The following is a 14,973-nucleotide window of genomic DNA, read 5'->3' on the forward strand; positions in this document are numbered from 1 at the left end:
CCGCACGGCCTCGATGATGGACTCGGGCGTATCGCGTGCTATGCATGGTACCAATGGGTACCATAGTCAAGGGACAGGAGGTGAGGATGACAACCGAAGCTCCGCCATCGCCGATGGACAGGGAGGTTGGTCCCGTCCGGACGCGCATCATCGACGCCGCGTTCGCAACCTTCAGCGCGCGCGGCTACTCGCAGACGAGCATGTTAGAGATCGCGACCCGCGCAAAGGTCTCTAAGCGCGAGCTCTATGCCCTGGTCGGCAACAAGCACGACATGCTGATCGCCTGCATCACGGAACGAGCCGGGCGCTTGCGCGCGCCGGCCGACATTCCCGAGCCTCGCGACCGTGATAGTCTCCTGGATGCGTTGGCGACCTTTGGGGAACGGCTCCTGCGCGAGGTCAGCGACCCGATCGTCCTCGGCGTCTTCCGGCTCGCGATCGCCGAAGCCGAACGGGCGCCGGAGATCGGGCGCGCGCTGGATGCGATCGGCCGAGCGGCGGCGCGAAGAGAGTTGGCGACCCTGCTCGAAAAGGCGCAGGGTCACGGCCTTCTGCGCGGAGGAGACCCCGCCGACATGGCGATCCGGTTCCTTGCGTTGCTCTGGGGCAACCTCATGATCGGTCTGCTCCTTCGCCTAGTCGAACCGCCGTCGGCGGAGGAAGCCGGGCGTCGGGCTCGCGACGCCGCCTCAGCCTTCCTGCATCTGCAAGCGGCTGAGGTCTAAAGACTGTTTCAGCAAAGCTGAAACGGTAGCGGGCTGGTGCCGATTCAGCGAAGCTGAAACGACTCTAGGACGGATCGACATTTGAGGGGGGCTGACATTTCAACCCTCCTCAGCGTCACCCCGGACTTGTTCCGGAGGCCACCGGACGCAGGGCTGGACAAGAGGTTTGAGCCCAGCCCGCGAGGCCCAATGGACCCCGGAACAAGTCCGGGGTGACGGCTAGGAACCGGGCTGCGGAAGACCTGTAACCTCGATGTCGATCGACCCTAAGATGTTCCGGGACTCACGAGTCCGCCTGCCACGCGAACGCCAATGGCGCCTCGCGAAACGCGAAGCGGTCGACGTGCCGCGCCACCGCGTCCTTCAGCGCCTCGAGCTGACCCTCGATGCTGGCGTCGATCCGCACGTCAAGCGTCTCGGCCTTGGCGGCGAGCGTCACCAGCGCATCGCCGGGCCAGTCGGCGCCGCGCGCATCGCGCGGGAAGACGATCGTCCCATGTTCCGCGTTGAACACTACGGTCAGATTGTGCTGCCAGTGCTTGCACAGCTGTTGGAGATATTTGCTCGCCTGCGCCGTCGGCACCTTGGCGGTCGCACTGATGGTCATCAGTTGTCCTTCCCTGGAGCTGGAGTCAGTCCCGCTCAATCATATTTGTGCTCCTGCGAAGGCAGGAGCTCTGGATCGCTCGCCAGTCTGCCCGCGGCCTGGGCACCTGCCTTCGCAGGAGCACGAAGCCGCTTCATCCGGACCGACTCCGAGCTGGTAACCGTGCCGGCGGCTGGAAGGTCCAGCCACCGGCACAGAAGTTGGAGACAGTTCACTTGCGCTCCAGCCGCTCGATGCGGCGGGTCGCCTCGTCGAGGATGTCGGCGATCGCGTGCAGCGTCTCGTCGTCGACGTCGCTCTGCGACAGCCGCTCGCCGAGCGCCGAGCGCAGGTTGCCCATCGCGCGGCGGATCACGCCGCCGCTGGTGCGCTCGCGCTCCTCGCCGAGCTCGGCGAGACGCGCCAGCAGCGCCGCCACCTCCTCGGCCTTGGCCTCAAGCTCGGCCTGGCCGGCCTCGGTCGCCGCGAACAGCTTGCGCGCGCCTTCCGACTGCTGCTCCTCGGTGAGGCCCATGTCGGCGAGCATGGTGAGCGTCGGATAGACCACCCCCGGGCTCGGCGCATAGGCGCCGCCGCTGCGCTCCTCGATCTCCCTGATGAGGTCGTAGCCGTGGCGCGGCTGGTCGGCGATCAGGCGGAGCAGCACGAGCCGCAGCTCGTCGCCGCCGAACATGCGCCGGCGCCCGCCGCGTCCGCCGCGACCGCCCTCGCCCGCCATATCCCAACCGAAGGCGAAGAACGGGCCGGGACCCCAGGGGCCTCCACGCCGGCCGCCCCAGCGACCGCCATGCCATCCGCGCGGCCCGCAGCCGCGGCCGTCTCCACGATGTCCGAAATGCATTGAAATGTTCCTTTGATGATTCATGATGCATCTAAGATATATCATGAATCTTACGAGTCAACCCCATAGGAGGTGCGACTTTCGTGACTTTCGGGTGCGCCGATGGCCGGAGGCAATCTGCTGGTCGATCGCCTCTGTCGCCCTTATCTTGGCAAGCCATGGCCGACCTCTTCGCCGCCTTCGAACCACCCGCTGCCGCCGACGCGCCCTCGCCGGACGCGCCGCTCGCCGACCGCCTGCGGCCGGCGCGGCTCGAGGATGTGGTGGGCCAGGAGCATCTGACCGGCCCCGAGGGCGCGATCGGCCGCATGGTCGCCGCCGGCCGGCTCTCGTCGATGATCCTGTGGGGTCCGCCCGGCACCGGCAAGACCACCATCGCCCGACTGCTCGCCGATGCGGTGGGGCTGCGCTTCGTCGCCATCTCGGCGGTGTTCTCGGGCGTGGCGGACCTCAAGAAGGCCTTCGCCGAGGCGCGCCAGGCCGCCCGCGCCGGCCGGCGCACGCTGCTGTTCGTGGACGAGATCCACCGCTTCAACCGCGCCCAGCAGGACGGCTTCCTGCCCTACGTCGAGGACGGCACCGTCACCCTCGTCGGCGCCACCACCGAGAACCCCTCGTTCGAGCTCAACGCCGCGCTGCTGAGCCGCGCCCAGGTCCTCATCCTCCACCGCCTCGACGCCGCCGCGCTCGGCAAGCTGCTCGACCGCGCCGAGGCGGCGATGGAACGCCCCCTCCCCCTCACGCCCGCGGCGCGCGACGCCCTCGTCGCCAGCGCCGACGGCGACGGCCGCTTCCTCCTGAACCAGGCCGAGACGCTCTATTCGGTCGACATCGCCGAGCCGCTCGACCCGGCGGGGCTTTCGAGCTTCCTCCAGCGCCGCGTCGCCGTCTACGACAAGGACCGCGAGGGCCACTACAACCTGATCTCCGCGCTCCACAAGTCGATGCGCGGCTCGGACCCGCAGGCCGCGCTCTACTATCTCGCCCGGATGCTGACTGCCGGCGAGGAGCCGCTCTATGTCCTGCGCCGCATCACCCGCTTCGCCAGCGAGGATATCGGCCTCGCCGATCCCAATGCGCTGGTGCAGTGCCTTGCCGCCAAGGACGCCTATGATTTCCTCGGCTCGCCCGAGGGCGAGCTCGCGATCGCGCAGGCGTGCCTCTATTGCGCCGCCGCGCCCAAGTCGAACGCCGCCTATGTCGCGCAGAAGGCCGCCTGGCGCGCGGCCAAAGAGACCGGCTCGCTGATGCCCCCCGCCTCGATCCTCAACGCGCCGACGCGGCTCATGAAGGACATCGGCTACGGCAAGGGCTACGCCTACGACCATGACACGGACGAGGGCTTCTCGGGCGCCGACTACTGGCCCGAAGCGATGGAGCCGCAGACCTTCTACACTCCCACCGATCGCGGCTTCGAGAAGCGCATCCGCGAGCGGCTCGACCATTGGGATCAGTTGAGGCGAGAGAAGCGTGATGACTGAGCGCTTCGACAGCTGGGATGACGTCATGGCCTTCGCGCTGGCGCTGCCCGACACCGAGATGGCGCCCTTCTACGGCACTCCCTGTCCGAAGGTGAACGCCAAGGCCTTCGCCTCCCCCGGTCGCGAGGCGGGCAGCTTCTGCGTGATGGCCCCGCATGACGAGAAGGCGGTGCTGCTCGAGACCGATCCCGACAGCTTCTGGCAGACGCCGCACTACGACGGCTGGCCCGCCGTGCTGGTCCGCTACGGCTCGGCCGATCCCGAGCGTATCGCCAACGTCATCCGCCGCGCGTGGTGGGACCGCGCCAGGAAGCCGCAACGCGACGCCTTTGGCCCACGTCCCTGATCATTTCACCCATTTCGCCGCGATCGACTGGTCGGGCGCGATCGGCGCGCGCCAGCCCGGCATCGCCGTCGCGTTATGCGAGCGCGGCGGCGGTCCGCCCGCGCTGACCCGCCCGGGGCACGTCTGGTCGCGCGCCGACGTGCTCGATTGGCTGAAGCACGAGCTGCCGTCCGCCACGCTGCTCGGCCTCGACCTCGGCATGTCGCTGCCATTCGCCGATCGCGGCGCTTTCTTTCCCGCCTGGAGCGAAAGCCCTTCCGACGCGCACGCGCTCTGGGCGCTGGTCGACCGACTGTGCCATGCCGACCCGCACCTCGCCGCCTCCAGCTTCGTCGATCACGTCGACGCCTCGCGCCATTTCCGCCGCCACGGCGGTCGCGCCGGCGACCTGTTCGAGCCCGGCCGCGGGCGCCTCCGCGTCACCGAGGTCGCCCAGCGCGAGCAGGGCCTCAATCCCTGCAGCAACTTCAACCTGGTCGGCGCGGCCCAGGTCGGCAAGTCGAGCCTCACCGGTATGCGCCTGCTCCACCGGCTGGGACAGGCCTTGCCGATCTGGCCCTTCGATCCGGCGCCCGCGGCCGGCTCGCTCATCGTCGAGATCTACACCAGCATCGCCGCCCGCGACGCCGGCCGTCCGCCCGGCCGCACCAAGATGAAGACGGTGGAGGCGCTCAACCGGGCCCTCGCCTCTCGGGCGATCGCCAGCGCTCCCGTATCAGGCGCGGGCGCGATCGACGACCACAGCAGCGACGCCCTCCTCACCGCCGCGTGGCTGCGCGCCTACGCCTGTCGCGGGGAACTCTGGCACCCGGCCGCGCTCACGCCCGCGCTTGCCCGCACCGAGGGCTGGACCTTCGGCATCGCATGACGCAGGGGAGCCGGGCGCCGGAAGGCTACGGCGCGGACGGTTCTTGCGTCGTCGGCCTTTACGAACACGTCACGCCCCCTCCTTCACCAATGTCACCTGCGCGACGTCGATCCCGCCCCCGCGAAAGCCGCCTTCGCAGTACATGAGATAGTAGCGCCACAGATCGAGGAAGCGATCGTCGAACTCGGCCGGCAGCCGGCCCTCCGCCGCCGCGCGGTCGAACCGCTCGCGCCACTGCCGCAGCGTCTCGGCATAGCTGAGGCCAAAACCCTTGCGATCCTGCCAGCGGAGGCCGACGCTCCCGGCGATGCCGCGGAACTCCGGCTCGCAGATCAGCAGGCCGCCAGGGAAGATGTAGGTCTGGATGAAGTCGACGTTGCCCGCATAGTTCTCGAAGATCGCGTCATCCATCGAGATGAGCTGGATCGCGGCGCGTCCGCCCGGCTTCAGAGCGCGGGCGATGGCGGCGAGATAGTCGCGCCAATATTCGCGGCCGACCGCCTCGACCATCTCGATGCTGACGACTGCGTCATAAGTGCCGGCGACGTCGCGATAGTCGGTGAGGGTGAAGCGCGTGTCGGGGAATCCCGCCAGCCGCGCCTCGGCATAGTCGCGCTGCTCGGTCGACAGGGTGATGCCGTGCACCTTGACGCCCTGCCGCGCGGCCAGCTCGGCGAAGGAGCCCCAGCCCGAACCGATCTCGAGGATCATGTCGCCGGGCGCGGTCGCGGTGCGGGCGAGGACCGCCTCCAGCTTCGCCGCCTGCGCCTCCTCCAACGTCATGCCGGGACGGGCGAACAGGGCGCTCGAATAGGTCATGCCGGCGTCGAGCCACGGCACGTAGAAATCGTTCCCGAGATCATAGTGATAGGCGATGTTGCGGCGCGATCCGGCACGGTCGTTGCGGCGGAAGCGGTGGGCCATGCGGCGCAGCCGCTTGCTCCAGCCGGACGCGCGCCCCGCTTCCCCCAGCGTGCGCCGGTTGAGCATGAACAGCGTGAACAGCGGCACCGGGTCGGGGCTCGACCATTCGGCGGCCGCCCAGGCCTCGTACCAGCCGGCCGAGCCGCCGGTGGCGAGGCGCGACAGGGCGTTCCAGCTCGCGATCGCCACCACCGCCACCGGCCCGGCGCCGCGGCCGCCGATCAGGCGACGGCTGCCGTCGGGCAGGATCGTCTCGATCGCGCCCCGAGTCAGTCCGGCGTCGATGCGGTCGAGCAGCTTGTGGAACAGCGGCGCGAAGGGCGCGAGCCACCCGCCGCCGGCGCCGCCCACGACCGTCCGGCGTGGCCCGCCGGGCCATCGGCCCCTGTTCCGCACCGGCGCGTCCATCGCCTCTTCAATGCACGTCGGCGGCCGTTACGCAAGCGTTCTCAGAGCGGATGCGGTTCCTTCTCGACCATCCAGGTCTGGCCCTGCGAGAGCAGCTTCTGGAGGTCGGCCTTCTTGCCTTCGCTGGCCTGGCGGTTCTGCGCGACGACCGCACTCTCGAAGGTCGGCGCGGGATCGTCGTAGAGCACGCCGAGCGCCATCGGAAAGGATCCGAACGGCATCTCGACCAGCAGATGCGCGATCATGCGGTTGGTCTGGTCGTGGAGCAGCACTTCCGACGCGTCGCCGTCGCCCACGTCGACCACCTTGAGCGCGAGCCGGTCGCGGTCGAACGCCAAGCCTTTGGTGCCGCCCGCGAACAGCAGCGGCTTGCCATGCTCGACCCAGAGCTGGCTGCCGGCCGCATTCGCCTTCTCGGTGAAGGGGGCGAAGACGTCGTCGTTGTAGACGATGCAGTTCTGGAAGATCTCGACGAACGCCGCGCCCTTGTGGGCGTGGGCGGCCTTGAGCACCGCGGGCAGGTTCTTGTGGACGTCGATGCCGCGGGCGATGAAGCGCGCGCCCGAGCCGAGCGCGAAGGCGCAGGGACTCGCCGGGCGGTCGACCGAGCCGAACGGGGTGGACGGGCTGCGGGTGCCGACGCGCGAGGTGGGCGAATACTGACCCTTCGTTAGCCCGTAGATCTCGTTGTTGAACAGCAGCACCTGGCAATCGAGGTTGCGGCGCAGCAGGTGCATGGTGTGGTTGCCGCCGATCGACAGCGCGTCGCCGTCGCCGGTGATGATCCACACGTCGAGGTCCGGGTTGGCCAGCTTCACCCCCGTCGCCACGGCGCAGGCGCGGCCGTGGATGGTGTGGAAGCCGTATGTCTCCATGTAATATGGAAAGCGGCTCGAGCAGCCGATGCCGGAGACGAACACGGTATCCTCGGGCCTGACGCCGAGCTCCGGCATGGTGCGCTGGACCGCCTTCAGGATCGCATAGTCGCCGCAGCCGGGGCACCAGCGGACCTCCTGGTCGCTCTCCCAGTCCTTGGGCGAGCTCTTCGCGATGGGGGTCATGTCGTTCATGGCAAGGGCGCCTTGTAGAAAGTGCAAAAAGTAGTTTCCGAAGTTTACGCCAACGCCGCCTCGATTGCCGCTTCGATCTCGGCGATGCGGAAGGGCTGGCCGGAGACCTTGTTGAGCGCCCGGGCGTCGACCAGATACTGGTCGCGCAACACGGTCTTGAGCTGGCCCGTGTTCATTTCCGGTACGAGAATTTTCTCGTAACCCCTCAGCAAGTCACCGAGATTCTTCGGCATCGGCCAGATGTGACGCAGATGGATATGGCTCACGTCGAGCCCTTTGCGCCGTGCGCGCCGCACCGCCTGGTGGATCGGGCCGAAGGTCGAGCCCCAGCCGACCACGGCGAGCTTGCCGCCCGCCTCGCCCAGCGTCACCTCCTGGTCGGGCACGCCGATGCCGGCGACCTTGTCGCGGCGCAGTTCGGTCATCTGCTGGTGGTTGGCGGGCGAATAGTCGATGTTGCCGGTGCCGGCCTTCTTCTCGATGCCGCCGATGCGGTGGAGCAGGCCCGGCGTGCCGGGCTTGACCCACGGCCGCGCGAGCTTGTCGTCGCGGGCGTAAGGCTGGAAGCCTTCCGCCGGCGCTTCCTCCAGGAAGGTCACCGGAAACGGATCGAACGCACTGACATCCGGGACTTTCCACGGCTCGGCAGCATTGGCGATATAGCCGTCGGTGAGCAGCATCACCGGCGTCATATACTGCGTCGCGATGCGGCACGCCTCGATCGCGCACTCGAAGGCGTCGGCGGGCGAGCGCGCGGCGATCACCGGCATCGGCGCATCGCCGTTGCGGCCGTAGACCGCCTGATAGAGGTCCGACTGCTCGGTCTTGGTCGGCAGGCCGGTCGAGGGACCGCCGCGCTGCGAGTTGACGATCACCAGCGGCAGCTCGGTCATGATCGCAAGGCCGATCGCCTCGCCCTTGAGCGCGATGCCGGGCCCCGACGAGGAGGTGACGCCGAGCTGGCCGGCGTAGGAGGCCCCCAGCGACGCGGCGATCGCGGCGATCTCGTCCTCGGCCTGGAAGGTGGTGACGCCATATTCCTTGAGGCGCGACAGGTGGTGCAGGATCGCCGAGGCCGGGGTGATCGGATAGCCGCCGAAGAACATCGGCAGCCCGGCAAGCTGCGTCCCCGCCACCAGGCCGAGCGAGATCGCCTCGGCCCCGGTGACGGTGCGGTAGAGGCCGGGCTCGGCCGGCGCCGCCGGCATGTGGAGCTGCCCGACCTGTCCACCGAGCTCCGCCGTCTCGCCATAGGCGTGGCCGGCGTTCAAGGCGGCGATGTTGGCTTCGGCGAGCTCGGGCGCCTTGGCGAACTTGGCCTTGAGCCAGTCGACGATCGGCTGGCGGTCGCGGTCGAACATCCACAGCGCCAAGCCCAGCGTCCACATGTTCTTGCAGCGCAGCGCCTCCTTGTTGCCGAGGCCGAACGGCTTCACGGCATCGAGGGTCAGCTGCGAGATGTTGAGCTTCAGCACCTGCCATCTGGCGAGGCTGTCGTCCTCCAGCGGATTGGCGTCGTACTTGGCCTTGGCGAGGTTGCGATCGTTGAACTCGCCCTCGTCGGCGATGATCAGCCCGCCGGGCTTGAGATCGTCGACGTTCACGTGCAGCGCCGCCGGGTTCATCGCCACCAGCACGTCGGGCGCGTCGCCTGCCGTCTCGATCGAGGCCGAGCCGAAGTTGATCTGGAAGGCCGACACACCGAACAGCGTGCCCTGCGGCGCGCGGATCTCGGCGGGGAAATCCGGGAAAGTGGCGAGATCGTTGCCAGCGAGCGCGGTCGACAGGGTGAACTGCCCGCCGGTGAGCTGCATCCCGTCACCGCTGTCGCCGGCGAAACGGACGACGATCGCTTCGGGCGGCGGGTTCGCCGACGCCTCCTCGGGCGTCAGCAGATGGGCGGCTGTGGCCATGTAAACCAATGTCCTGCGGTAACTGCTTTCGCGGGCCTTCTATGCCTCTGCGTTCCGACCATCCAAGGTAGAATGATGGGTAGCGGTTGCAACCAGTTCTTTTGGCTGGAATGAAGGTTGTGGCTCCGCTCCGGGACGGAGAGGAGATTGGAGGTACTCCCCTCCCAATGCCAGGATCGACGCGACGTGGCGTTCGGCGACCTCCATCGCGTCCTCACCGTAGCCGCCGCCGAGCGCACTCGCGAGAGGCAGGCGGCGGTCGCGGAACAGGCGGGCGATCCAGCGGTCGCGGCGGATCAGGCCCTCGCGCGTCAGGCCGAGGCGGCCGAGGCGATCGCCTTTCCACGGGTCGACGCCGGCCTGGTAAAGCACCAGGTCGGGCCCGAAGGCTTCGACCAGCGGCGACAGCGTCTCGGCGAGGGCATCCAGATAAGCCTCGTCACCCGTCCCGTCCGGCAATCCCACATCGAGGGTCGAGCGGGCCTTGCGCACCGGGAAATTCTTCTCCGCGTGGATCGAGTAGGTGGCGACGTCATGCCGCTCCGCCATCAGCGCGGCGGTGCCGTCGCCCTGGTGGACGTCGCAGTCGACGACGAGGACGCGATGCCCCTCCTCCGCCAGCCGCGCCGCGGCGATGGCGAGATCGTTGAAGATGCAGAAGCCGGCCCCGGTATTCGCGAGCGCGTGATGACTGCCGCCGGCGCTGTTGGCGGCATAGCCCCGCTCCATCGCCAGCCGGGCCGCGAGGTAGGTGCCGCCCGGCACCACCACCGCCCGCCGGGCCACCTCCCGCGTGACCTGGAAACCGATGCGGCGTTCCTTTTCACGGGGCACGCGCGCTTCGATCACCTCGGCGACATAGTCCGGATCGTGCACCGCCTCGATCCAGGCGCGCGGCATCGGACCTGGGGTGAACCACTCGATCGCTTCGCCCTCGGCGCGGAGCAGGTCGCGGACGAGGCCGTTCTTGTTCCACTGATAGGTCGATCGCGGCGGAGCGGGTGCGACGTAATGCGGATGATGGACGACGGGGATCATCGGGCATAACCTAGTTTCGAAAAGTCGACGATCCAAGGAGAGCCGCACCGTGACCGAAGTCTTTACCCGCCCCGACGTCGTCCAGTTCCTGGCTTATCTCAACAACCTGCCGGGGCCGAAGATGCACGAGGTCGGCGCTCCCGCGGCGCGACAGCTGTTCGTCGCGATGCGGGACGTCACCGATCCGCCGGTCGGCGAGCTCGCCGCGATCAAAGACCTCGGCATCCCGGGGCCGGCGGGCACTATCCCCGCCCGCCTGTTCGATGCACGCGCGAGCCGCGAGCCGGGGCCGGCGGTGGTGTTCTTCCACGGCGGCGGCTTCACCATCGGCGACCTCGATACCCATGCCAGCTTCTGCGCGGAGATCGCGCGCACACTCGACCTGCCGGTGGTGGCGGTCGACTATCGGCTGGGGCCCGAGCATCGCTGGCCGGCGGCGCCCGACGATGCCGAGGCGGCGGCGCGCTGGGTGGCGGGGAGCCCGGCCGAGCTCGGCCGCGCCGTCACCGGGCTGGTGCTGTGTGGCGACAGCGCCGGGGGCAACCTCACCATCGTCGTCGCGCTCGGCCTGCGCGACCGGCCGGCGGCGGTGCCGGTGATCGCGCAGCTGCCGATCTATCCGGCGACCGACTATACGCGCGACTATCCCTCCTATGCGGCGTTCAGCGAAGGCCGGCTGCTGACGCATGAGTCGATGACCTGGTTCACCGAGAGCTATGCGCCCGATGCCGAGCATCACCGCGCGTCGCCGCTCAACGCCGACCTCGCCGGCCTGCCGCCGGCGGTGGTGATGACCGCCGGGCTCGACCCGATCCGCGACCAGGGCCGCGCCTATGCCGCCAGGCTGATCGAGGCCGGCGTGCCGGTGGTGTTCCGCGAGGCGGCGGGGAACATCCATGGCTTCGTAACGCTCAGGAAGGTGATTCCGTCGAGCCAGGGCGACGTGGCCGGGTTCCTGGTCGCGGCGAAGGCGGTGATCGTGGAGGCGGAGGGGCAGCGGGTGATGGCGGAAGCGGCGTAGTTTCATTCCCTCTCCTGTCGGGAGAGGGAATTGGGTAAGGGGCAGGCATGACCGACCCGAAATCCCTTCCCTACCGTCCGTGCGCGGGCGTCATGCTGGTCAACCGCGCCGGCAAGGTGTTCGTCGGGCAGCGGCTCGATTCGACGCTGGAGGCCTGGCAGATGCCGCAGGGCGGGATCGATCCGGGCGAGGACGCGCTGACCGCGGCGATCCGCGAGGTCGGCGAGGAGACGGGGATCGCGCCCGAGCATCTGGAGCTGATCGCCGAGGCACCCGAGGAGCTGCAATACGACCTGCCTGACGACCTGGTCGGCAAGATCTGGAAGGGCAAATGGCGCGGGCAGCGGCAGCGCTGGTTCCTGTTCGCCTTCACCGGCGAGGACAAGGACGTGAACATCGCCACCGCCCATCCCGAGTTCCGCGCCTGGAAATGGGCCGATCCCGCCGACCTGCCGGCGATGATCGTCCCGTTCAAGAAGGCGCTCTACGAGGCGGTGCTCGACGCCTTTGCCGGGCCGCTGGCGCGGCGCGGAGGCGGCGTGGACGGCTCATCGCACCGGGGGGTGACGGCGCCCGCTCGCTGACGCTATGGGCGGGACGATGCGAAGCGTGCTCCTCCCCCTCGCGGCGCTGCTGATGATGGGCAATACGCCCGATCCGGCGCCCCCGACGACCGGCGCTCTCGACAGCGACGACATCCCGCCGGTGATCCGTGCGATGCTCCAGGCCGCGATGGAATCGGGCAACGACAGCGAGGTCGCCACGGTCGAGAAATATGCGCGCAACGCCTCGCCCGAGAATGCGCGGGAGATCGCGGAGATCACCGCCAGGTGGCGCAACGAGCGGAACGCGGCGGTGACCGAGAAGCTGCGTACCTCCGACTTCCTGACGCTGCTCAAGGGCCGGATCGAGGTCGGCGGGTTCCTGACCACGGGCAACACCGAGAATGTCGGCGTCACCGCGAACGTCAACCTCACACGCGAGGGCTATCGCTGGCGTCACCGGCTCAACCTGCTCGCAGAGTATCAGGAGAGCAACGGCGTGACGAGCCGCGAGCATTATCTCGCGTCGTTCGAGCCCAACTACAAGATCGACGACCGCGCTTATGTCTATGGCGCGGTGCAGTTCGAGAGCGACCGCTACCTCGGTTATTTCGAACGCTATTCGACCTCGTTCGGCGCCGGCTACAGCGCGATCAAGTCGACCAACCTCAGCCTCGACCTCGAGGTGGGACCCGCCTATCGCTACACGCGCTTCACCGACGAGACGCGCGAGAGCAATCTTGGCGCGCGCGGCACGGTGCGGTTCGGCTGGACGCTGGCACCGGGGATGCGGCTGACGCAGGACGCATCGACCTATGTGCAGAGCGCGAACAGCACGGTCACGGGTCGCACCGCGCTGTCGGCACGGCTGTTCGGGCCGCTGTCGGCGCAGCTGTCCTACGACGTCGCTTACGAGAGCCGCCCGCCGGAGGGTCAGGTCAACACCGACACCACCAGCCGCGCGTCGCTGGTCTACACGTTTTGACCGCGCCCGGCCCCCGCGAGCGCGACGCGATCGCGCATGTCGGCGAAGCGCCGATGCTGGCGAACACGCTCGCCTGGGCGGGGGTGAACAGCGGCACCGGCAACCTTGCGGGGCTGGCGGCGATGGCGGAGCGGCTTGTCGACGCCTTCGGGACGTTGCCGGGGACGTGCCGGCTGGTCGATCCGGCGCCGGTCGAACGGGTGACGGCGGACGGGCGGGTCGAGCCGGTCGCGCACGGGCGGCACCTTCATCTCGCCGTGCGGCCCGAGGCGCCGGTGCAGATGCTGTTCACCGGGCATATGGATACGGTCTATCCGGCCGATCATCCGTTCCAGGCGGTGACCGAGCTTCCGGACGGGCGGATCAACGGGCCGGGCGCCGCCGACATGAAGGGCGGGCTCGCGCTGCTGCTCGCGGCGCTGGAAGCCGTCGAGGCGGTGGGCGTGCCGCGGCTCGGCTATGAGGTGGTGATCAACTCGGACGAGGAGACGGGGAGCTTCTCCTCTGCCGCGCTGATCGCCGCGGCGGCGCACGGCAAGGCGGCGGCGCTCACCTATGAGCCGGCGCTGGCCGACGGGACGCTGGCCGGGGCGCGGGGCGGGACCGGGAACTTCTCGATCGTGGTACGCGGACGGAGCGCCCATGCCGGGCGCAATCCCGAGGATGGGCGCAATGCGGTCGTCGCCGCCTCCGATCTGGCAATAAGGCTGGCGGCGGCGAAGGGGCCGGGGCTGGCGGTCAATCCGGCGCGGATCGACGGCGGCGGGCCGAACAACGTCGTGCCGGAGCTGGCGGTGCTGCGGGTCAACTTCCGCCCCGCCTCGCGCGAGGAGATCGCGCGGGCGCAGGCGCTGATCGATACCGCCGTGGCGGCGGTGGCGCGCGAGCATGATGTCCGGATCGAGGTGTACGGCAGCTTCAATCGGCCGCCGAAGCCGGTCGATCCGGGCGCCGAGCGGCTGTTCGCGCTGGTGCGGGAGGTCGGGGCCGATCTGGGGCTCGACATCGGCTGGAAGGCGACCGGCGGCGTGTGCGACGGCAACAACATCGCCGCCTGCGGCGTGCCGGTGGTCGACACGATGGGCGTGCGCGGGGGTGCGATCCACTCGGCCGACGAGTTCATGATCCCGGACAGCCTGGCCGAGCGCGCGGCGCTGTCGGCGTTGACCATTTTGCGGATCGCCGACAAAGGTCGTCCATGACCTTCCGCATCCGCGCGGCCCGCGACGAAGACATCGAGCCGCTCTACGAAATGGCGAAGCTGACCGGGGGCGGCTTCACCAACCTGCCGCCGGACCGCGGCGCGCTCACCGCCAAGCTGGAGCGCAGCCACGCCACCTTCGCGCGCGAGGAGGACGGCCTCGCCGACGAGCTGTTCGTGCTGGTGCTCGAGAACGCCGCGACCGGCGAGGTGCGCGGGACGTGCCAGATCTTCACGCAGGTGGGGCAGCGCTGGCCGTTCTACAGCTATCGTATCGGCACGCTGACCAAGCACAGCGAGGAGCTGGGGCGCACCTTCCGCTCGGAGATCCTGAACCTGGTCAACGACCTGGAGGGCTGCAGCGAGGTGGGCGGGCTGTTCCTCCATCCCAGCGAACGCGCGGGCGGGCTCGGGCTGCTGCTGGCGCGCAGCCGCTACCTGTTCATCCGCGCGCACCGCACCCGCTTCGCCGACCGGCTGCTGGCGGAGCTGCGCGGGATCATCGACGAGGCGGGCGGGTCGCCGTTCTGGGACGGCGTGGCGGGGCGGTTCTTCGGGATGAACTTCCAGGACGCGGATGCCTTCAATGCGGTGCACGGCAACCAGTTCATCGCCGACCTGATGCCGCGTCACCCGATCTACACCGCCATGCTGCCCGAGAGCGCGCGAAGCGTGATCGGCCTCCCCCATCCCTCCGGCCGTGCGGCGATGCGGATGCTGGAGAACGAAGGGTTCGCGTTCGAGAACTATATCGACATCTTCGACGGCGGGCCGACGATGACCGTGCGCACCGACCATGTCCGCACGATCCGCGAGGCGGTGGACATGGAGGTGCGGGAAGTTGCGGTCGGGGGGAAGGCGTCGCTGATCGCGACCGGGCGGCTGGGAGAATTCCGGGCCTGCCTGGGGCATGTCGGCGAGGGGGCGATCGATCCGGAGAGCGCCGAGGTGCTGGGCGTGGAGCCGGGAACGGTAGTGAGCCATGTCGGGCGGGTTTGACCTT

15 protein-coding genes are annotated in these 14,973 nt (G+C 69.0%); 9 read left to right on the plus strand and 6 right to left on the minus strand.

Going from position 1 to position 14,973, the window contains the following annotated elements; translation table 11 throughout:
* Window positions 1–86: 86 nt before the first annotated feature.
* Complete coding sequence (locus ACMGER_RS11380; protein WP_436812255.1) at window positions 87–725, plus strand: TetR/AcrR family transcriptional regulator; 639 nt, start codon at window positions 87–89, stop codon at window positions 723–725.
* Between the two features lie 283 nt (window positions 726–1,008).
* On the opposite strand, the gene ACMGER_RS11385 is transcribed toward ACMGER_RS11380, so the two are convergent.
* Window positions 1,009–1,332 (minus strand): DUF2218 domain-containing protein, encoded by a 324-nt coding sequence (locus ACMGER_RS11385; protein ID WP_436812256.1) that lies wholly within the window; start codon window positions 1,330–1,332, stop codon window positions 1,009–1,011.
* 211 nt (window positions 1,333–1,543) lie between these two features.
* A complete protein-coding gene (locus ACMGER_RS11390) occupies window positions 1,544–2,173 on the minus strand; it encodes a PadR family transcriptional regulator (RefSeq protein WP_436812257.1) in 630 nt (209 codons plus the stop codon).
* 158 nt (window positions 2,174–2,331) lie between these two features.
* Here ACMGER_RS11390 and ACMGER_RS11395 point away from each other — a divergent pair, with 158 nt between their 5' ends.
* Genes ACMGER_RS11395 through ACMGER_RS11405 form a run of 3 tightly spaced genes read left to right on the plus strand, consistent with a single transcriptional unit; the run spans window position 2,332 to window position 4,868 of the window.
* Window positions 2,332–3,654 carry a replication-associated recombination protein A gene (locus tag ACMGER_RS11395; protein WP_436812258.1) on the plus strand — a complete coding sequence of 441 codons (1,323 nt, stop codon included), beginning with the start codon at window positions 2,332–2,334 and terminating at the stop codon, window positions 3,652–3,654.
* On the plus strand, window positions 3,647–4,000 hold the full coding sequence (locus ACMGER_RS11400; RefSeq protein ID WP_436812259.1) for an MmcQ/YjbR family DNA-binding protein: 354 nt from the start codon (window positions 3,647–3,649) through the stop codon (window positions 3,998–4,000). The genes ACMGER_RS11395 and ACMGER_RS11400 overlap by 8 nt, the downstream gene beginning before the upstream one ends.
* Window positions 3,984–4,868, plus strand: a complete 885-nt coding sequence (locus tag ACMGER_RS11405; protein ID WP_436812260.1) for a hypothetical protein — start codon at window positions 3,984–3,986, stop codon at window positions 4,866–4,868. The genes ACMGER_RS11400 and ACMGER_RS11405 overlap by 17 nt, the downstream gene beginning before the upstream one ends.
* A 69-nt stretch (window positions 4,869–4,937) precedes the next feature.
* On the opposite strand, the gene ACMGER_RS11410 is transcribed toward ACMGER_RS11405, so the two are convergent.
* From ACMGER_RS11410 to ACMGER_RS11425, 4 genes are read right to left on the minus strand one after another with little or no spacing between them, the layout of a single operon-like run.
* Window positions 4,938–6,200 (minus strand): class I SAM-dependent methyltransferase, encoded by a 1,263-nt coding sequence (locus tag ACMGER_RS11410; protein WP_436812261.1) that lies wholly within the window; start codon window positions 6,198–6,200, stop codon window positions 4,938–4,940.
* 41 nt (window positions 6,201–6,241) lie between these two features.
* Window positions 6,242–7,270 carry a 2-oxoacid:ferredoxin oxidoreductase subunit beta gene (locus ACMGER_RS11415; protein WP_436812262.1) on the minus strand — a complete coding sequence of 343 codons (1,029 nt, stop codon included), beginning with the start codon at window positions 7,268–7,270 and terminating at the stop codon, window positions 6,242–6,244.
* Between the two features lie 44 nt (window positions 7,271–7,314).
* Window positions 7,315–9,183 carry a 2-oxoacid:acceptor oxidoreductase subunit alpha gene (locus ACMGER_RS11420; protein ID WP_436812263.1) on the minus strand — a complete coding sequence of 623 codons (1,869 nt, stop codon included), beginning with the start codon at window positions 9,181–9,183 and terminating at the stop codon, window positions 7,315–7,317.
* 39 nt (window positions 9,184–9,222) lie between these two features.
* Window positions 9,223–10,221 carry a histone deacetylase family protein gene (locus tag ACMGER_RS11425; protein WP_436812264.1) on the minus strand — a complete coding sequence of 333 codons (999 nt, stop codon included), beginning with the start codon at window positions 10,219–10,221 and terminating at the stop codon, window positions 9,223–9,225.
* Window positions 10,222–10,270: 49 nt separating this feature from the next.
* Here ACMGER_RS11425 and ACMGER_RS11430 point away from each other — a divergent pair, with 49 nt between their 5' ends.
* The 5 genes from ACMGER_RS11430 to ACMGER_RS11450 are packed head-to-tail and all read left to right on the plus strand — an operon-like array spanning window position 10,271 to window position 14,969.
* A complete protein-coding gene (locus ACMGER_RS11430; RefSeq protein WP_436812265.1) occupies window positions 10,271–11,242 on the plus strand; it encodes an alpha/beta hydrolase in 972 nt (323 codons plus the stop codon).
* 47 nt (window positions 11,243–11,289) lie between these two features.
* Entirely contained in the window at window positions 11,290–11,826 is a 537-nt protein-coding gene (locus ACMGER_RS11435; protein ID WP_436812266.1) for an RNA pyrophosphohydrolase, read from the plus strand.
* A gap of 16 nt (window positions 11,827–11,842) precedes the next feature.
* Entirely contained in the window at window positions 11,843–12,769 is a 927-nt protein-coding gene (locus tag ACMGER_RS11440) for a DUF481 domain-containing protein (protein WP_436812267.1), read from the plus strand.
* Window positions 12,766–13,971 (plus strand): hydrolase, encoded by a 1,206-nt coding sequence (locus tag ACMGER_RS11445; protein WP_436812268.1) that lies wholly within the window; start codon window positions 12,766–12,768, stop codon window positions 13,969–13,971. Before ACMGER_RS11440 ends, ACMGER_RS11445 begins: the two co-directional genes overlap by 4 nt.
* Window positions 13,968–14,969, plus strand: a complete 1,002-nt coding sequence (locus tag ACMGER_RS11450) for an arginine N-succinyltransferase (RefSeq protein ID WP_436812269.1) — start codon at window positions 13,968–13,970, stop codon at window positions 14,967–14,969. Before ACMGER_RS11445 ends, ACMGER_RS11450 begins: the two co-directional genes overlap by 4 nt.
* Window positions 14,970–14,973 lie beyond the last annotated feature (4 nt).

Origin of the sequence: Sphingomonas astragali (genome assembly GCF_051400615.1) — a bacterium.
Lineage (GTDB): Bacteria > Pseudomonadota > Alphaproteobacteria > Sphingomonadales > Sphingomonadaceae > Sphingomonas.